Source organism: Caballeronia sp. ATUFL_F1_KS39, from assembly GCF_023630985.1.
Classification (GTDB): domain Bacteria; phylum Pseudomonadota; class Gammaproteobacteria; order Burkholderiales; family Burkholderiaceae; genus Caballeronia; species Caballeronia zhejiangensis.
Genome location: NZ_JALQDZ010000043.1, coordinates 40,906 through 58,777, shown reverse-complemented (window position 1 = coordinate 58,777; position 17,872 = coordinate 40,906). Strand labels below are relative to the sequence as shown.

20 protein-coding genes are annotated in these 17,872 nt (G+C 64.0%); 9 read left to right on the top strand and 11 right to left on the bottom strand.

Going from position 1 to position 17,872, the window contains the following annotated elements:
* Positions 1–107: 107 nt before the first annotated feature.
* The 3 genes from NCR93_RS23120 to NCR93_RS23110 are packed head-to-tail and all read left to right on the top strand — an operon-like array spanning position 108 to position 1,960.
* Positions 108–812 carry a glutathione S-transferase family protein gene (locus NCR93_RS23120; protein ID WP_175982630.1) on the top strand — a complete coding sequence of 235 codons (705 nt, stop codon included), beginning with the start codon at positions 108–110 and terminating at the stop codon, positions 810–812.
* Positions 813–846: 34 nt separating this feature from the next.
* Complete coding sequence (locus NCR93_RS23115; RefSeq protein ID WP_008349017.1) at positions 847–1,209, top strand: cupin domain-containing protein; 363 nt, start codon at positions 847–849, stop codon at positions 1,207–1,209.
* A gap of 4 nt (positions 1,210–1,213) precedes the next feature.
* Positions 1,214–1,960, top strand: coding sequence for an SDR family NAD(P)-dependent oxidoreductase (locus NCR93_RS23110; protein ID WP_250497407.1), 747 nt, complete (start codon positions 1,214–1,216; stop codon positions 1,958–1,960).
* Here NCR93_RS23110 and NCR93_RS23105 read toward each other — a convergent pair.
* The 5 genes from NCR93_RS23105 to tauA all read right to left on the bottom strand — a co-directional run bounded on the left by NCR93_RS23105 (position 1,947) and on the right by tauA (position 7,575).
* Positions 1,947–2,933 (bottom strand): transglutaminase family protein, encoded by a 987-nt coding sequence (locus NCR93_RS23105; RefSeq protein WP_250497406.1) that lies wholly within the window; start codon positions 2,931–2,933, stop codon positions 1,947–1,949. The genes NCR93_RS23110 and NCR93_RS23105 overlap by 14 nt on opposite strands.
* A 73-nt stretch (positions 2,934–3,006) precedes the next feature.
* On the bottom strand, positions 3,007–4,695 hold the full coding sequence (locus NCR93_RS23100) for an ATPase (RefSeq protein ID WP_175982628.1): 1,689 nt from the start codon (positions 4,693–4,695) through the stop codon (positions 3,007–3,009).
* 266 nt (positions 4,696–4,961) lie between these two features.
* Positions 4,962–5,837 carry an ABC transporter permease subunit gene (locus tag NCR93_RS23095; RefSeq protein ID WP_175982627.1) on the bottom strand — a complete coding sequence of 292 codons (876 nt, stop codon included), beginning with the start codon at positions 5,835–5,837 and terminating at the stop codon, positions 4,962–4,964.
* Entirely contained in the window at positions 5,834–6,613 is a 780-nt protein-coding gene (locus NCR93_RS23090) for a taurine ABC transporter ATP-binding protein (protein WP_008349010.1), read from the bottom strand. Before NCR93_RS23090 ends, NCR93_RS23095 begins: the two co-directional genes overlap by 4 nt.
* Positions 6,610–7,575, bottom strand: coding sequence for a taurine ABC transporter substrate-binding protein (gene tauA / locus NCR93_RS23085; protein WP_372492545.1), 966 nt, complete (start codon positions 7,573–7,575; stop codon positions 6,610–6,612). The genes NCR93_RS23090 and tauA overlap by 4 nt, the downstream gene beginning before the upstream one ends.
* Positions 7,576–7,915: 340 nt before the next feature.
* On the opposite strand from tauA, the gene NCR93_RS23080 reads away from it, so the two are divergent.
* Positions 7,916–8,971: an LLM class flavin-dependent oxidoreductase gene (locus NCR93_RS23080; RefSeq protein ID WP_175982625.1), complete on the top strand. Its 1,056-nt coding sequence runs from the start codon at positions 7,916–7,918 to the stop codon at positions 8,969–8,971.
* A 47-nt stretch (positions 8,972–9,018) separates the two neighbouring features.
* Here the strand turns inward: NCR93_RS23080 and NCR93_RS23075 are convergent, their stop codons facing one another.
* Genes NCR93_RS23075 through NCR93_RS23060 form a run of 4 tightly spaced genes read right to left on the bottom strand, consistent with a single transcriptional unit; the run spans position 9,019 to position 12,864 of the window.
* Positions 9,019–10,260 (bottom strand): acyl-CoA dehydrogenase family protein, encoded by a 1,242-nt coding sequence (locus tag NCR93_RS23075; protein ID WP_175982624.1) that lies wholly within the window; start codon positions 10,258–10,260, stop codon positions 9,019–9,021.
* A 16-nt stretch (positions 10,261–10,276) separates the two neighbouring features.
* The gene (locus NCR93_RS23070) at positions 10,277–11,281 is read right to left on the bottom strand and encodes an NrtA/SsuA/CpmA family ABC transporter substrate-binding protein (protein WP_033536495.1); all 1,005 of its coding nucleotides are present in this window, start codon (positions 11,279–11,281) and stop codon (positions 10,277–10,279) included.
* A 30-nt stretch (positions 11,282–11,311) separates the two neighbouring features.
* Positions 11,312–12,028, bottom strand: a complete 717-nt coding sequence (locus NCR93_RS23065; RefSeq protein WP_175982623.1) for an ABC transporter ATP-binding protein — start codon at positions 12,026–12,028, stop codon at positions 11,312–11,314.
* The gene (locus NCR93_RS23060) at positions 12,025–12,864 is read right to left on the bottom strand and encodes an ABC transporter permease subunit (RefSeq protein ID WP_175982622.1); all 840 of its coding nucleotides are present in this window, start codon (positions 12,862–12,864) and stop codon (positions 12,025–12,027) included. The genes NCR93_RS23065 and NCR93_RS23060 overlap by 4 nt, the downstream gene beginning before the upstream one ends.
* A 133-nt stretch (positions 12,865–12,997) precedes the next feature.
* Here NCR93_RS23060 and NCR93_RS23055 point away from each other — a divergent pair, with 133 nt between their 5' ends.
* Positions 12,998–13,276 carry a hypothetical protein gene (locus tag NCR93_RS23055; RefSeq protein ID WP_175982621.1) on the top strand — a complete coding sequence of 93 codons (279 nt, stop codon included), beginning with the start codon at positions 12,998–13,000 and terminating at the stop codon, positions 13,274–13,276.
* A gap of 77 nt (positions 13,277–13,353) precedes the next feature.
* A complete protein-coding gene (locus NCR93_RS23050; protein ID WP_175982620.1) occupies positions 13,354–13,713 on the top strand; it encodes a hypothetical protein in 360 nt (119 codons plus the stop codon).
* Here NCR93_RS23050 and NCR93_RS23045 read toward each other — a convergent pair.
* Positions 13,688–14,191 carry a response regulator gene (locus NCR93_RS23045; RefSeq protein ID WP_175982619.1) on the bottom strand — a complete coding sequence of 168 codons (504 nt, stop codon included), beginning with the start codon at positions 14,189–14,191 and terminating at the stop codon, positions 13,688–13,690. The genes NCR93_RS23050 and NCR93_RS23045 overlap by 26 nt on opposite strands.
* A 226-nt stretch (positions 14,192–14,417) precedes the next feature.
* Here NCR93_RS23045 and NCR93_RS23040 point away from each other — a divergent pair, with 226 nt between their 5' ends.
* The 3 genes from NCR93_RS23040 to NCR93_RS23030 all read left to right on the top strand — a co-directional run bounded on the left by NCR93_RS23040 (position 14,418) and on the right by NCR93_RS23030 (position 16,975).
* On the top strand, positions 14,418–15,077 hold the full coding sequence (locus NCR93_RS23040; protein WP_008348990.1) for a glutathione S-transferase family protein: 660 nt from the start codon (positions 14,418–14,420) through the stop codon (positions 15,075–15,077).
* Between the two features lie 27 nt (positions 15,078–15,104).
* Positions 15,105–15,821: a DUF899 family protein gene (locus NCR93_RS23035; protein ID WP_175982618.1), complete on the top strand. Its 717-nt coding sequence runs from the start codon at positions 15,105–15,107 to the stop codon at positions 15,819–15,821.
* 92 nt (positions 15,822–15,913) lie between these two features.
* A complete protein-coding gene (locus NCR93_RS23030; protein ID WP_175982617.1) occupies positions 15,914–16,975 on the top strand; it encodes a phytoene/squalene synthase family protein in 1,062 nt (353 codons plus the stop codon).
* Here the strand turns inward: NCR93_RS23030 and NCR93_RS23025 are convergent.
* Complete coding sequence (locus tag NCR93_RS23025) at positions 16,953–17,801, bottom strand: LysR substrate-binding domain-containing protein (RefSeq protein WP_008348983.1); 849 nt, start codon at positions 17,799–17,801, stop codon at positions 16,953–16,955. The genes NCR93_RS23030 and NCR93_RS23025 overlap by 23 nt on opposite strands.
* Positions 17,802–17,872 lie beyond the last annotated feature (71 nt).

Genomic DNA, 17,872 nt, shown 5'->3' with positions numbered 1-17,872 from the left:
TGTGGCGGCGCGCGGAAGCGGCGCGACGCGTGACGGGAAGATGCAAGGCCAACCGGGAATCGTAACGAACTTGGCGCGTCCTTGCTGGCGGACGCACGGAGACGTCGATGATCACGCTCTATTCGTATCCTCAGTTGTTCGGCCTCGAAGACAACAATCCGTTCGGATTGAAGGTGTTCGCGTTCCTGAAGCTCGCGGCCCTGCCATTCGAGCATCGTCACGTGCTGGACACGAGCGCCGCGCCGCGCGGGCAGTTGCCGTATCTCGTCGACGGCGATGAAACCATCGGCGACAGCGATGCGATCATCGCGCATCTGAAGAGCAAGCACGCGATCGAACTGGACGACGCGCTGGGCGCCGCGCAGCGCGATCTCGATCTGCTGGTCCGCCGCACGCTCGACGATCTTTACTGGGTGATGTCGTACTCGCGCTGGCGCGACGACCGCTACTGGCCGCAGTTTCGCGATGCGCTCCTGACGCAGCATCCGGACATCGGCGCCGACGCGCTCGAAGGCGCGCGCAAATACAACTTCGAACGCTATCGATATCAGGGCATCGGCAGATACGAGCCGGACGCCGTGTATGCGCGCGGCATCGCGAGTCTCCAGGCAATAGCGAATCTGCTCGGCGACGGTCCGTTCATGTTCGGCGACGCGCCCGCGAGCATCGATGCCGCGCTGTACGGGTTCGTCGCGAACATCTGGTTCTACGACATCGATACACCGCTCAAACGATTCGTCGCCACGCGCGGCAAGCTCGTCGAACATTGCGGCGCGGTGCGCGAACGCATGGGCCAGGGAGCGGTGGCGTGACATTTTCGAAGCGGATCGTCGACAAGGAGACGTCATGGACTGCGCTGAGATCTACACCGACGCCGACGGGCACTCGGCATTCAGGACCATTCGCGTGTTCGAAACCGTCGCCGTGCCGTTCAACGGCATTTCGGTGACGCTATCGCCGCCGCAGCCGTGCGAGAGCGTGCTGGTGCATGAGTTCGACGAAGGCTATTTTCTCGATCGTCATAATCCGCCGTCGCGCCAGTATGTCGTCGTCCTCGAAGGCGAGCTTGAAATCGCGGTGCAGGACGGGGACATCGCGCGGCGCTTCGCGGAAGGCTCGGTGTTCGTCGCGGGCGATCTGAAAGGTTCGGGGCATTCGACGCGCGCGCTTCGCTCGGGTCGCGCCCTCGTCATCAACCTGCAAGGATGAAACGATGCTGCTCGATAAAAAACTGGCGGTCGTGACCGGCGCAAGCTCGGGCATCGGGTTCGCCACCGCGCAACGGTTCGTGTCGGAGGGCGCCCGCGTCGTGATCAGCGGACGCAACCAGGAGAAGCTGCGTCAGGCCGCGCAAACGCTCGGCGAGAATGCGCTGTGCGTCGTGGCCGACGCCGCCAGTCCGGCCGACATGCAGCGTCTCTACAAAACCGCAGTCGAGCATTTTCAGCGCGAGATCGACGTTCTGGTCGCCAACGCCGGCATTTCCCGGCAGACGCCTGTGCGCGAAACCTCGCTGGAACAATTCACCGATGTCTTGCACATCAACGTCGGCGGCGTGTATGCGACGGTGCGCGAAGCGCTGCCTTCGCTCGCGCGGCCGGCATCGATCGTTCTCGTGGCATCGCTCGCGGCCAATCAGGGCACGAAAAATTTCTCGGCATATTGCGCGTCGAAGGCGGCTGTCGTTTCTCTGGCCAAAAGCTTCGCCGCCGAATTCGTCGAGCTCGGCATACGCGTCAACAGTATTTCGCCGGGCGTCGCGAAGACGCCGATCTTCGACAGCTTGGGCATGTCGGAGACGCAATTGCTGGAGTGGGCGAAAGTCATCCCGATGAAGCGTCCGGCCGACCCCGCCGAGATCGCATCGGCGGTCCTTTTCCTTGCGACGGATGCATCGCAATACATGACCGGCGCCGATCTAGCCGTCGATGGCGGCATGTCGGGGATCAGTCCGTTTTGATCGCCGCCGACGCCAACGGCTCGCTCGGCGGCTCGATGCGCCGCACGCTGACGCTGACGTCCATCCCGGCGAAGTCCTCCGCGGCGCCGAACCACGATCCGGACACCGGCGCCGCCTGTTCGGGCTTGCGCGTGTACGCGACGCGGATCAGATCGGTGCCGCCGACGAGCGAGTTCGTCGGATCGTAGGGCACCCAGCCCGCGCCCGGCAAAAAGACGTGCAGCCACGCGTGCGTCGCGCCCGCGCCGACGACGAGCGGCTCGTCGCGGCTCTCGATCTGTCGCGCGCCCTGCTGCAGCCCCGTGTTGCGGACGGCCGGCGCAGCGGGCGTGTCGAGCGCCTGATCGTACAAATACCCGGACACGAAGCGCGCGGCCAGTCCGAGTCCGCGCACGACTTCCATCATCAGCAGCGCGAAATCGCGACAGGTGCCGCTGTGCCGGTTCAGTGTCTCCGACGGACGCTGCGTGCCCATCGCGTCGCGCGACTGATACTGAAAGTCGCTGCGAATGGCGGCGTTGATGTTCCCCAGAATGTCGCGCGTGTGCGTGACGCCGCGCCGGGGCAGAAACTGCGCGACCCAGTCGCGCAGCATCGGCTGATCGTCGGGATACTGCGGCGGCAGGAAAGACGCCAGATCGAGCCGGTCCTCGTCGGCGTACTGAAACGGATAATTCTCGGCTTCGGGCGCGACCGGCAACTCCAGATTCCTGATGCCGAAATGCTCGATGACGAAACGCGCGCGCAGTTCGAGCGTGTCGGCGGGCACGCGCGGCTCGACGACCGCGACCGAATTGGAAAACACGTCGTGCATCCAGTACTGCGTGCTGTGCGGAGCGGCCGCGAGCGTCGCCGACAGCACGCGGATATCGTGCGCGGCGCGCGGCCGGAACATCACGCGATGCGGCGAGAATTCCACCGGCGTGTTGTAGCGATAGGTCGTGACGTGCTCGACTTCAAGAAAGACGGACATGAGCCACCTCCGGGCCAGCGCTGCACGATCGGGTCGACCCGACAATCATGCCACTGGCGCGCCGCCTTGAACATCAGCGCGTCACGAGCACGAACGGAGCGACGCCGCCATACGCCGAACCGCTGCTGAACGATCGCAGGCCGAGATCGACGTCTCTGTATTTTCCGTCCGCGCGCTGCCTCAACTGATTGACGGACCAGACGCCGTCTTGCTCCAGAAGAATGGATTTCGTTTTCGGTTCGTATTGGAGATACGCCATCGACTTCGACGAACTCAGCGCGGTCGTCTTGCTTCTGCTCGTCACGTCGTAGAGGATGACCGAGCTCGGGCTGTTGGCATTGTCATCGGCGAAGAGAATTTGCTGATTGTTGATCGCCGCGATGAACTTCGGATTCTTCTCCGGCAGATCGGTCAGCACGCGCGTGAAGCCGCTCTCCAGGTCCATCTCCGTGAGATTGCCCTGTGCATTCGGCGACGCGAATCCGACGAAATACGCTTTCTTCGCATCCGGCGTGACGGTGAACTCATCGCGCGGCGCCGCCGGCGCCGAACCGGCCGGATAGCCGCCCCTGATGAAGCCGCTCGCCGATTCGATGCGCAGCACCTCCAGCCTCGTTCCCCGCTCGTTCGCGAGCGCGAAGATGTGCTCGCTGTCATTGGCGGCCGTCGCGATCTTGATGACGCTGAATTCTTTCGGCAGCACGAGCTTTCTGACGAGCGTTCCCGAATCCGTATCGACGACGTCGATGATATTTTTGTTCCACAGATAGACCTGATTTCCGGTCAACGCGGGCTGAAAACCATAGCCGGTGAACGTCGTCAACATCGGACCGATGGGCGTGACGCGCACGACCTTGTTGCTCGCGGTGTCGATGGTGGCGAGATCGACGGACGTCGAATTTCGCTCCATCAGCACGTGCAGCCGCTTGCCGTCGGCGCTTGCGAACATCTGATCGACGCGCTGATAGTCGCCGCCCAGCGAAAGATCGATCGACGCCTTCACAGCGCGCGAAGGAAACTCGTAGGCGGTAATCCGCGCCGGCGCCTGCGCACGCGTCAGCGTGTACACCGTCTGAGTGGAAGGCGGCGGCCCATAGTATTTCTGCACCATGTCGATGTCGGTGGCGCTCAGCTTGCCGTCACCGTTCCATTCGGGATTGCAGTAATTCATGATCGAAGCGACATCCCACGCGCCGATCGTCGTGTCGCCGTTCGTGCCCTGCGCGGGCTCGTTGCAGGTCGAAGGCGTGTCGGGCCGGTTCTGCTCGTGCGCGAAGCCCAGCGCGTGACCGAATTCGTGCGCGGCGATGCGGCGTATGCAGTATTCTTCGCGTCCCTGGCAACTTTGACTCCAGTTCCTGAACGTGAAGTTGAGCGCCATTCCGCCGACCGCGTTGTTCAGCATCGCGCCGAGGCCGAAAGTATGCGGCCCGCTCTGCGCGCTGTCATCGACGCTGATTCGGATCCCGAAGTAATTGGGGTCATTCGTGCATTGCTGCCAGCCTGTGAAACGCACGCCCGAATGCTGTTCCCAGGTTTCCTGAACTGCGAGGCGGCTCCAGTTTCGTGCCGACGCGAAGCGCGCGAAATCCGCGTTGTTCATGTCCCAGCACACGCCGATGGGAACGCGGCTCCAGATGACGGTCGACAACGCGTAGCCCTTGGTCGTCGATTCGGTCTGTGAAGCCGGCTGTCCTGCGATGCTTTTCGTGCTCTGGCCTGAGACATCGGAGCCGGCGTCGCCGCCGCATGCACTGATCAATACTCCTGATGAAATAGCCAGGACCATCCCTCGTATCCTTCTCATTTTGTTCTCCATGTATAGAGACCACGTCAACGCATGGCGGAAGGAAATCTGTTTTCAGCGTGTCGCGCCGCTGAAATACTTATTAGGATTGTTTCCGAGAGATTCTGCCTTTCAGCAGCAGTACGTCAATAATTAATTTTCCTTATTGCCGGATAGGGAACCCTTACTGGATCAGGAGTCCAGCCGATTCCAAGTTCGCCGCGACGCCAGGCCCGTGCGGCTCAGCGTCCTTTCCACGGCACGAGCCGCTGCTCCAGCGCGCGCATGCCGAAGTCGAAAATCCACGCGATCGCGCCGATCAGCACGATGCCCATCACCACCACGTCGGTGCGCAGAAAGCTCGACGCGTTGAGCACCATCTGACCCAGGCCGGCGGTCGCGGCGACCATTTCGGCGGCGACGAGCGTGGTCCAGCCGAAGCCCACGGCGATGCGCAGGCCCGTCAGTATTTCGGGCAGCGCGGCGGGCAGCACGACGAACCGCACGACTTGCCCGAAGTTCGCGCCGAGCGACCACGCGGCGTTCACCTGCTCGGCAGTCGCGCTCCTGACGCCGGCGCGCGCGGCCATCGCGATCGGCGCGAAGCAGGCGAGCCAGATGACGACGATCTTCGCGGTTTCATCGATACCAAAGTAGATGACGACGAGCGGTAGATACGCGAGCGGCGGCAGCGGCCGATAGAACTCGAGCGGCGGATCGAGCACGCCGCGCGCGATGCGGCTCACGCCCATCAGAATTCCGACCGGCACCGCCGTGACAACCGCGAGCGCGAACGCGCCGAACACGCGGATCGCGCTCCACAAGAGATGCTCCGAGAGCGGCAATCCGCCCTGAAGCCGTCCGTGCAACGCGTCGATGAACGCCTGCCAGACCGCCTCGGGCGAAGGCAGAAAGAGCGGCGGCAGCCAGTGGAAATGCGTGGCCGCCCACCACAATGCCGCGAGCGTCGCGACGCACAGCGCGCTGGGCAGCGCGGTCGGCCCCGCGCCCGGCATTCCGCGATAGCGCGCGCGATGCTTCGTGCGGGTGACGCGTCGCGTGGCTGGCGATGCGCTTGGGGCGTTCGGCAGCGGGACATCGTGAGCGGGCCGGTTCACGCCGCCTCCGTCTCGGTGCGATGCAGGCGGCGCGTCAGCCGCTCCCGCCATTCGATGAACGCGGGCGACGATTTGACGGCGCGCGCATCGCGGCTGCGAACGTAGTCCCGCGAGAAGGGCAGTTCGTGCACCTCTTCGATGCGGCCCGGACCTGGCGTCATCAGCACGAGGCGCGTCGCCAGAAAGAGTGCCTCTTCCACGCTGTGCGTGATGAAGAACACCGTCTTTCCGGTGCGCGCCCAAACGTCGAGCACGAGTTCCTGCACGGTTTCGCGCGTGAGGGCGTCGAGCGCGCCCATCGGTTCGTCCATCAGCAATACTTCGGGATCGCTCGCGAGCGCGCGCGCAATTCCGACGCGCTGCTGCATCCCGCCCGACAGCGCGTAGACCTTCGCGTGTTCATGTTGCGCGAGGCCGACGAGCGCGAGCGTGCGACGCGCGATCTCGCGGCGCTCGTCGCGCTTCACGCCGCGAAAACGCAAGCCAAGCGCGACGTTGTCGATGACGTTCAGCCACGGCATCAGCGCATGCTTCTGGAACACGACGCCACGCTCGGCGCCGGGCCCGTCGATCGGTTCGCCATTCAGCGACGCTTCGCCTTCGGTCGGCTCCAGGAAACCCGCGAGACAATTCAGCAGCGTGGTCTTGCCGCATCCCGATGCACCCAGCGCCACGACGAACTCGCCGCTGCCGATCTGCAAGTCGACGCCTTGCAACGCGGGCGTGCTCGCGCCTTCATACGTGACGCCGAGGTTGCGGATGGAAAGCGATGTCATTTCGCGGCCTGCTGCACGAAGCGCGGATCGACGCCCGTGGAGTAATCCGCGAGCACGTTCTGAATCGTGCCCTGCTGTTTGAGGAACTGAGCGGTTGCCGCGAGCGACTTTGCCGCCCCGGATTGCGCTCCGCCGCCGAGCCAGGTCGGCGACGCCTGCTCGCCCGCGCTCGGGAAGGCGTAGAGCGCGAGACTCGCGGGCACGTCGGCGGGATTCGCGCCGGATTCCTGCGCGACGGCCTGCACCTGTTTCGACGCGGCGGTCCAGTCGGCTTTGTGATCGCGGTATTGCGCGTCGGTATCGGCGAGCACTTTGACGAAACCGTTCAGGAACGCCGAATTGTCCTGCGCGAACTTGCGCGACGCGACGAAGCCGTCGAAGGTCGCCTTGCCCGATTCCTTCGCCACTTCGCCCGACGTGATCAGCACTTTGCCGTTCTGCTTGGCTTTGGCGAGCACCGGGTCCCAGATATACGTCGCGTCGATATTGCCGCGTTCCCACGCCGCCGCGACCTCCGGCGGACGCAGATTGACGATCTTCACCGTCGACGGATCGACGCCTGCCTGTTGCAAGGCGACGAGCGCATGAAAATGCGACGTCGACACATACGGCACGCCGAGCGTCTTGCCTTTCAGATCCGCGAGCTTGCTTACGCCCGAGCCGTTGCGCGCGACGAGCGCCTCGGCGTCGTTGATGTTGTCGAGAATCCAGAACAGCGAAAGGTCGACGCCTTGCGACAAGCCCGCCGCGATCGGGCTGGAGCCGGCTTCGCCCAACTGAATGGAGCCCGATGCGAGCGCGCGAATGACATCCGCGCCGCTGCCGAGCTTGCGATACGTGACCTTGTATCCGGTGGCTTTCTCGACGGCGCCGCTCGCCTGCGCATAACGCCAGGGCACGACCATGTCCTGATAGCCGATGACCACTTCGCGCGTTTCGGCGTTTGCGTGAACGGGCGCCATAGCAGCGAGAACGATGGATGCGATGCCGGCGATCAGCGCGCGGCGATGGATCGAAGGTTTCATGGAACGGACGAAATGATGTGGTGAAGCCTTCGACTATAGGCACTTTGCGTGCCGCGGCTACGAAGCAATCGTGCGTAGCAAATGACGCGGCGCGTGCTTCGCATATTCGCCGTGCGCCGTCATATGGTTATCGGAAGAACTGCGCTCAGGAAGACAGTTTCCCGAGTCTTCAAATGCCAAATGAATAATTCCTTATCGATAGAAATTGGATCGCCGCGGGCGGGCCCGGCGTTAGCATGAGCATCCTCTCCAACCTGTCCTTCGGTTCATTCAAGCGATGTCCAATCTTCCCCGCTTCGGCGTCTGGGCGCTCGTGCATGGCAGTCGCGCGGCGTTGCAGGATCCCGCCGAGCCCTACGATGCCTCGTGGGCGCGCAACAAGGCGCTCGTGCTAGAGGCCGAGCGCCTCGGTTACGACTCCGTGCTCGTCGCCCAGCACACGATCAATCCGCACGATCCTTCGCTCGATCAGCTCGAAGCGTGGACGGCATCGGCGGCATTGGCTGCGCTTACGTCGCGCATCGAGATCATCGCGGCGATCAAGCCTTATCTCTATCATCCGGTCGTGCTCGCGAAGATGGCGCAGCAGATCGAGCACATCAGCGGCGGACGCTTCGCGATCAACCTCGTCAATGCGTGGAATCGTCCGGAGCTGGAGCGCGCGGGCATCGGCTTCGCGGAGCATGACGAGCGCTATGCGTACGGACGCGAGTGGATCTCGGTCGTCGATGCGTTGCTGCGCGGAGAAGCCGTGAAGCATCGCGGCGACAACTTCCGGATCGACGACTATCAGTTACGGCCCGCCGATCCGTTTCGCGCGCGTCCGCGCATCTATGTCGGCGGCGAGTCGGAGCCGGCGCGCTCGCTCGTCGCGGCGCATGGCGATGTGTGGTTCATCAACGGCCAGCCGCACGACGACGTTGCGGCCCTGATCGCCGATGTCTCCGCCCGCGCGCGCCCGGCGGGGCACGAGCCTTTGCGCTTCGGCCTGTCGGCGTTCGTGATCGCGCGCGAGACGCAGGACGAAGCGCAGGCTCATCTCGAACATCTGTTCGCGCTGGCGGAACTCGACAAGCCGCTGCGCGAACGGCAAAAGGCCAATACCGATCCGAACGCGGTGATGCACCAGACCTTCGCGCGATCGGCGCGCGTCGGGTCGAACGGCGGCACGGCCGCGGAACTCGTCGGCGATTACGACACGGTCGCGCGGCGCATCGTCGACTTTCATCGCGCGGGCATCGAACTCTTCATGCTGCAATTCCAGCCCTTCGAGGCCGACATGGCCCGCTTCGCGCACGAAGTCGTGCCGCGCGTGCGACGTCTGCTCGACTAAGAAAGCGCGCCGTCCCGTCCGCCTTCGACAAGGGACGGCGCGCGCGATCAGAAGAACGAGCCCGTGGGCGGCAATTGTCCGGTCAGCAGGTTCTGTCCGAGAAAGCGTTCCTTGTAGACGCGCGGATTGTGCGACGCGATCACCTTGATGTTGCGCCAGTGCCGGTCCAGCGCGCCGACGCGCGACACGACGGAGCCCGAGCCGAGATCGATCAGCCAACTTGCGATCTGCGGGGCGAGATCGTCGATCACGACCTTGGCTTCCGATGCCGCGAGCGTGGCCGCGAGCGTCGCCTCGTATTCGTCGCGTGTGCCGTGTCGATCCCATGCGCGCTGCAACGCGCCGGCCGCGCGATCCGCGATCGCTTCGACGCTCGCCGAATACGCGCGGATACGGCCGAGCAGCGATTGCAGCACGGGTTCATCGACGGGATGCGCGGCTTCACCGTGATAGAAGTTGCGTCCCCGCGCGCGCAGCACGTCGACGGCGTCCAGCGCCACGCGCCGCACGATGCCCGCGATGCAGTTGGTGAGATAAACCTGATGAAATGTGAAGCCCCAGGGCGCGGCTTCATCGGACTTCGGCGGATCGGGCGGATAAAGCTGCGCGGCTGGAACCGTCACATCGCGAAACCGCGCCGTTCCCGAACCTGTGAGGCGCTGGCCGAAGCCTTGCCAGTCATCGTCGTCGTCGACGCCCGCGCCGCGTTCCAGCACGTACTGCACGGTGCGGCCCGCGCGGCTTTCCACGGCGAGGCCGGTGAACGCGTCGTTATACAGATTGCCCGTCGCGTAGATCTTGTCGCCGGAGCCGACGTACACGTCGCGCGACGCATCCCATTCGAGCCGACTGAGGACTTTGGTCGGGCGCGCGCCGGCGGCGACCACGTCGCTGTCGACGAAGCTCAGGCCGATGGTCTTCTTCTGCGCGGTCAGCTCCAGCACGCGCGTATGGAACGGTTGCTCGCGTCTCCGGAGCGCGGCTTCCACTTGCCACAGATGATTGCGAAACGCGTGGGCGATGTTCGAATCCGCCGCGGCGAGATCGCGTGCGACGATGAAAAGCCCGTTCAGCGAAACGCCGCTTCCGCCTGCATCGACGGGAAGACGCAGCGCGCCGAAGCCGAGCGCCTTGAGCTTTGCAATCTCTTCGTGCGGCAGCCGGTGCCCGCGTTCGCGCTCGGCGGCAGTCGCGGCGATGTCACCGATGATCTCCGAAAAGCCGAGCGCGGCGGACAGCGGGGAGACGAGCGTCGGTCCGGCGCTCGTCGGATAGTTGACGTCAGACATTCGTGCGCTCCTCGATTCACACCTTGATGCTGTAATCCGCGACCTTGATGCGCGAGTTGATGATCTTGCGCTCGGCCAGCCAGTCGGCGGCGCGCTGAAATTGCGCGATGAAAGCGGCATCGTCGGGCTCGTGAAACTGATTGACGCGCTTGAGGCTTGCGAGATAGTCGCGCACCTGATCCGGATATTTGCCCTCGCGCTGCACGAGCAATTCGGCTTCGGCGGAATGCGCCGACTGCCACGCGCCTTCGACGTAATACGCATCGATCACCGCGCGGATCAGCTCGGAATTCTCCTCGGTGAACTTACGGCGCGTGACGAGCGAGCTGTAATCGATCAGAAAATCCAGATCGCGGCCTTCGTTGAAGATGTCTTTCGCGTCGTTCGAGAAGCGCGAGATGTCGACGCCGGGCGACCACATCGACCAAGCGTCGACTTTGCCTTGCGCGAAGGCGGGCGCCGCGTCGGGCGGATTCAGATAGACGAACTGGACCTTGTCGCGATCGACGCGATGCTTCTCCAGCGCGGCGATCAACAGGAATTCGCCAAGCCCCGACCGGTTGACGGCGACCTTGCGGCCCGCGAGATCGGCGACGGATTCGATGCCGCTCGACTTCTTCGCGATGATGGCCGTCGAGCGCGGCGAATAGATGTCGAACGCGGTGAAGACGATCGGCGAGCCGGCGAGCATCGCGGCGAGTGCGGGAGTCGTCGATCCCCAGAATCCGAAGTCGGCGCTGCCGCCGACCACGGCCTGTATCGAAGGCGCATGGTTCGGGAAAGGGCCGACCCATTCGACCTTGATGCCTTTCGCGGCGAGCGTCTTCTCGAACACGCCGCGCTGCTTCGCGATGTCGGGCAGGCTGCCGTAACCCCAGCCGATGCGGACCGTATCGGTGTTGCGCGTCAGCTTGCGCGGCTCGGCCGCGCGTGCCGGGAACAATCCGCCGGTCGCGGCGCCGGCCAGGAGGCCTCCCGCCGCGCGCAGCAACCGGCGGCGGCTCAGCGATGAGTCGTTCATGCTCGTCCTTCTTGTCTTATGGAAAAGTGATCAGTGAGACCGGACGCCGAGTTCCGCGAGCAGGGCGGGGCGCAGTGCCTGCGGCGCGTGTTCGCCGGGTTCGAATGACGCCGCGATGCGTCCGGCGCGCATGACGAGAATCCTGTCGGCGAGCGTGAGCGCTTCGTCGACGTCATGCGTGACGATCAGCACGCCTGGCCGATGCAGCGCGACGAGTTCCTTGACGAGACCGTGCATGCGGATGCGCGTGAGCGCATCGAGCGCGGCGAACGGCTCGTCGAGCAGCAGCAGCGCGGGATCGTGGATGAGCGCCCGCGCCAGCGCCACGCGCTGCGCCTGACCGCCCGACAGATTGCGCGGCCAGTCGTCCTCGCGGCCGGCGAGTCCGACTTCGGCCAGCGCGCGCGCCGCGCCCGTCCGGCCGATCGTATTCTCGTAGCCGAGCGCGACGTTCTGCCATAACGTCGACCAGGGCAGCAGGCGATGCTCCTGAAACACGACGGACGGACGTTCCGGCGCGCGGATCGACCCGGCGTCGGGGGAATCGAGCCCCGCGAGCGCGCGTAGCAGCGTTGTCTTGCCGCATCCGCTTTCGCCGAGCAGCGCGACGAATTCGCCTTTGCGAATATCGAGGTCCAGTGCATCGATGACGACGCGGCTGCCATAGCGTCTTTGCAGTCCGCGCACGGACACCGCCAGCGCCGGCGAACCGACGCGCGCGTCGCGGCGCCTAACGATGGCCGTCATGTGCGCGCCCCTTTCGCGTAGTTCGCGTGCCACGAGAGATAGCGGGCTTCGAGCAGGCGCACGAGCGCATCCGCGACGACGCCGATGATCGCGTAGATGATGATGGTGAGCAGAATGACGTTGGTGTTCAGGAATTCGCGGGCGTCCATCGCGAGGAACCCGATGCCTTTCGTCGTGGCCAGCGTCTCGGCGATGACGAGCGCGAGCCACGCGTGGGCGAGCGCGTAACGCACGCCGGTGAGGATCGACGGCATCGCGCCGGGAAGGATGATTCGTCGCACGATCGCCGTTCGGTTCAGGCCGATCACGCGGGCGAGTTCCATCAGTTTCGAATCGATCTGGCGAATGCCGAGCATCGTGTTGATGTAGATCGGGAAGAGCACCGCGAGCGCGACCAGAAAGATCTTGGCGACTTCGCCGACGCCGAACCAGACGATGACGAGCGGCAGCATCGCCAGGAAAGGAATGGCGCGCACCATCTGGATCGAGCGGTCGAGGAGCGCTTGCGCGAGCGGCGAGAATCCGACGGCGATGCCGAGCGCGAGCCCGATCGTTCCGCCGATGACGAAGCCTCCCGCGGCGCGCAGCAGCGACACGCCCAGGTGCACGAAGAGTTCGCCGTTTTGCGCCATGTGGACGGCCGTTTCGAAGACGCTGCTCGGTGCCGGGAGGACCTGCGGCGCGATCAGTCCGAGGCGCGCCGCGATTTCCCATAGCAGCACCACGATTGCGGGGATGGTCCAGGAGAGCCATCGGTAGAGCACGTCTTTGGAAATCAGCGCGCGAGACGCGTGTCCCGAGCGATAGGTGTCGCGCGTGGATGTCAGGTCAGCCATCTTGTCGGCTCGTCGTGAATTCGAGCCTGTAATTAGAAAGCTTCGGAATGCACGCAACAAACGTTTTATTGTGCTTTGCTTTTCACGCTTCACCGCGTTAGGGCATACGCATTGCTTACTACGAGAGACGCGCTTGCAAACCTCTTTCGCTTATGCCCGCCGCATGAATCAATATGACCTCGTCAGCGCCATTCAATGTCTGCAACAAGAGCTCGACACGTCGCTTTTGAGCGACAAACAGTGCGCGGTTCGGATTTACACGCTGATTAAACAGATCGAAGCCGCCTCGATAATGGACGATCGCCTGAAACACGATCTGATGATGGTCGAATCTCTTCTGGTATTGAAACGGCGGCAGCAAGCACTCGATCGGCTCAAGAGCGCGGTGGTAGCCACGTATCTGCGCGCATGATCGGAATTGTCTAGTGGTCCGTGGCAGGGGGAGGCGTCTACAGTGTGGCTTCCCACAACGTCCGATGGAGAGTGACCATGGAATCCAGAATGAACGTCTCGGTCAATGACCACGGTCATGCAGTCATCACGTATTCGATGCCGCTGAGCGACTACTGCGCTCAACGAGCAAGAACGCTGCGCGCAATGGTGCAAGTCGTCAGCCATGCAAAAGAAACCGAGGACAGCGCCGCGCTCGTCAAGCCGCTCATGGAACTGATCCGCATGCACGTCGACGAAATCGAGCCGCTATTCAAGTCGCTCGATCAGCGCGCATACGAAAAGGGATTCGAAGACGGGCGAGACGTCGGATTCCCGAAGAGCAAGAATCCGCACGAAATCGCCAAAGTACCGGCGGATAACGTCGCCGCAGTCAGACCCGCACGGTCAACTGCGTGACGCTCATGCTTTCGCCGCGATAGTCGGGCGCGGCATCGGAAGAAACGGCGGCGTCGCGATAAGCGGCGATGCGCGCCGAGACGATCCCTGTCGCGCCGGAAAGCACGCGCTCGCATACGCGTTCGAACTCGCCCGCGCCCTCGCGCAAGCTCACGAGGCCCGCCGCGCCTGCGCGCTGCGTCTCGGCGAGCGCGTGGGCGTTGGTTCCGTCGGTGAAAACGACGACCGGCGTATCCGGACACGCCGCGCGCATCGCCCGCAAAAACGCGAAGTCGTCAGCCGGCGAGCCTTCCATGCCGCAACTCAGCACGATTACGTCGTAGCTCGTCGTCTTCAGCCTCCCGAGCAATTTATCGGCGTTCCTGACGCACGCCGACACCCGAAACCGGTCACTCGACTCGAACCAGCTTTGCAGCCCATATAAAACGACGGGGCGATCGTCGGCAAAGACGATCTCGATTTTGCTTTTGCGCTTCATTCTTTTAGACCGGCCTCGACGGACAATGCACACGATGTCCGAGTTGGAATTTCTTCGAGCGCGCACGTTAGCAAATCGGCAGCGTTCACGCTGCGGCGCACAACAAAATTTCTCGATTCATGGTCGATCTGTAGCGCTGCCGTTCGTCGTGGAAGTAGCCGGCGCTGCAAATGTCGCGATCGCTGCGCCGCGTCCGCAATCCGCTCGACTATCTGGAGACAGCCCGATGAGCCTGCAACTCTATGCACATCCGTTTTCGTCTTACTGTCAGAAAGTTCTGGTGGCGCTGTACGAGAACGGCACGCCGTTCGAATGGCGCGCGCTGACACCCGAAACGCCGCATTCGATGGCCGAACTCGCCGAAATCTGGCCGATGAAGCGCTTTCCCGTGCTCGTCGACGACGGCAGCCCGGTGATCGAATCGACGGTCATCATCGAATATCTCGGGCTGTATCACGCCGGCCCGGTGCGCCTCGTTCCCGACGATCCGCGCGCCGCGCTCGAAACGCGCTGGATGGATCGCTTCTTCGACAACTACGTGTCCACGCCGCAGCAGAAGATCGTTTTCGACGCGATGCGCGATCCGCACGAGCGCGACGCGCGCGGCGTCGCCGATGCCCGCGCGATGCTCGACACGTCGTACGCGTTTCTCGATCGCAAGATGTCCGCGCGCGAATGGGCGGCGGGCGACGCGTTCAGCCTCGCGGATTGCGGCGCCGCGCCGTTCCTGTTCTATGCGGACTGGTGTCATCGCATCGCGGAGCGGTATTCGAACGTGATCGCGTATCGCAAGCGGCTGCTCGCGCGGCCGTCGTTCGCGCGCGCCGTCGACGAAGCGCGGCCTTACCGGTCGCTGTTTCCGCTCGGCGCGCCGGACCGCGACTGAATCGCCCATTCTGAAAGGAGATCGGATATGAGCACGACCACGAACTACATTCCCGCCGATGAACTCGCGCAGCGCGCGACGATGAGATTTCCCAACGAAAGCGCCGAATATCGCCGGGCGCGCACCGCGTTGCTGGCCGACGAAATCGACTTGCGCCGGCATATCGAGCGCGTCGCGCAGATGCGTCGCGCGTTGCCGCCCGGCGGCGAAGTGACGGGCGATTATCGATTCGACGGCGAGCGTGGCGCGGTTGATTTCGCCGGGCTCTTCGGCGACAAGGACACGCTCGTCACGTATAGCTACATGTTCGGGCCGCAGCGCGAGCGGCCGTGTCCGATGTGCACGTCGCTCTTGTCGGCGTGGGACGGCGAGGCGCGCGATATCGAGCAGCGCGTGGCGCTCGCGGTGATCGCGCGTTCGCCGCTCGCGAAACTCGTCGCGTTCAAGAAGGAGCGCGGCTGGCGCGACCTGCGGCTTTTCTCCGATACGAACGGCAATTTCAGCCGCGACTATCACGCGATATCGAAGGAAGGTGGCGACGATCCCGCGCTCAACGTCTTCACGCGGCGTGACGGCGTGATCCGTCATTTCTGGAGCGGCGAGATGGATTTTTCGACCGCCGATCCGAACGAGGATCCGCGCGGCGCGCCCGATCTCATGCCGCTCTGGACCGTGCTCGACATGACGCCCGAGGGACGCGGGACGAACTGGTATCCGAAGCTGGATTACGGGCCGCGTGACTGAGCCGGTCGCTGCCGGAGGAAATCGACGAGGACGGATACAATGCCGCGGCGCGCTTTCCAACGCGCTTCCGGCCGAGTCATCCGATCCAAGTCATGAACAATTCGCCCCGGGCCTTCCTGCTGGGCCCGCTTCTCAAGAGCGTGTCGCGGTCGTTTTATCTCACGCTGCGCATTTTGCCGGCGGGCATGCGCGACCCCATCGGGCTCGCGTATCTGCTTGCGCGCGCCGCCGATACGATCGCGGATACATCGCTGATTTCGCCGCAGCGTCGGCTGGAATTGCTGCTCTCGCTGCGCGCGCAAATCAACGGAGCGCCCGACGACGGCGCGCTCGCGCGCATCGCGGGTGAGGTCGCGGGGCAGCAGGCGCAGCCGGACGAACGCGCGCTGCTCGAATCGCTCGATGCGGCGCTCGCGATCCTGCCGCAATTGAACGCCGACGACCGGGCCGCCGTGCGCGACATCGTCACGACGCTTTCCACCGGCATGGAGTTCGATCTGCGCACGTTTCCCGACGAAACATCGGGCGAGATCGTCGCGTTGCGGGAATTCGGCGAACTGGATCGCTATACGTATCTCGTCGCGGGTTGCGTCGGCGAATTCTGGACGAAGATGACGTACGCGCATATGCCCGGCACGCTGAAAGCCGCGCCCGACACGATGCTCGCGCTCGGCGTGCGCTTCGGCAAGGCGCTGCAGATGACCAACGTGCTGCGCGACTGCGCGAAGGATTTGCGCATCGGCCGATGCTATCTGCCCGAATCGATGCTCGCGCGGCATGGCCTCACGCCGCAAGATGTGTTGCGGCCCGAAACGTCGGCGCGCGCGCGGCCCGTGCTTTTCGAATTGCTGCGCACGTCGCTCGCGCTGTTTGAAGACGCCGTCGATTACACGCTCGCGATTCCGGCGAGCGCGATCCGTCTGCGTCTCGCGTGTCTCTGGCCGATCATGATCGGCCTCGATACGCTCGTCCTGCTCGCGCGCAACGAAGCGTGGCTCGATCCGCAGAAGGTCTCGAAGGTGCGCCGCAACGACGTGTACCGGATCATGGCGGCGTCGTTGCCGATGGTCGTATCGAACGGCATGTTGCGCGCGTGGACCGCGCGCCGCGTTCAGGCGATAGAAGCCGAAATCAGCGCCGCAACTCGGCCATGATGCGTTCGGCGAGAAAGTCGCACGGCGGCCGTTTCGACGCCGCGCTGCGCGCCAGAACCACTTCGAGCGTGCCAATATCGGGCAGGCCTTGCGCCGGCCCGAGCAGCGTGAAATGCGCCGGCACCGCGCATTTCGCGAGCGGCGTCACGGCGAGACCGGCTTCGGCCATCGTCAGCAGACCGAGCAGGCTCGGACTTTCATACGACGTGCGATAGCCGATGCGCGCGCGCTCCAGGCTGCGGATCGCGTTTTCGCGCGCGACGCTGCCCGGCAAAAACACGGCGATGGGCAAGGGCCGCTCCTTCCAGATCTCGGTGCCGGGCGCGGCGGCCCAGACCATCGGCTCGTGGCGGAGAAATTCGCCCGACAAACCCTTCACGCGCGTCGCGCAGACAAGATCGACCGAGCCGTCTTTCACCATCGGCGCGAGCGCGACGCTCGGCAGGCCGACCACCTGAATCTCGACTTTCGGATACGTCGCCGAGAATTTCTTGAGGATCGGCGGAAAAAGCGACGACGCGTAATCGTCCGGCACGCCGATCACCACGCGTCCCGTCACGTCCGGCCGCACGACCGCCGCCCATGCCTCGTCGCGCAGCGCGATCATGCGCCGCGCGTAGGTGAGGAGCACTTCGCCGTCCTGCGTCGGCACCACGCTGCGCGGCTTGCGCACGAACAGCGCCTTGCCCAGCGCGGTTTCCAGCGTCTTGATCTGCATGCTGACCGCCGACTGCGAGCGATGCACGAGCTCCGCCGCGCGGCTGATGTTGCCGGTATCCGCGACCGCGATGATCATCGAAAGGACGTCCAGATCGAGCGCTTTCATGGTGAGCGACCGGTTGCTATCAGAAATTCTGAACGATTCTATCAAAATTATGCGTTTTTCTTTTGCTTCGC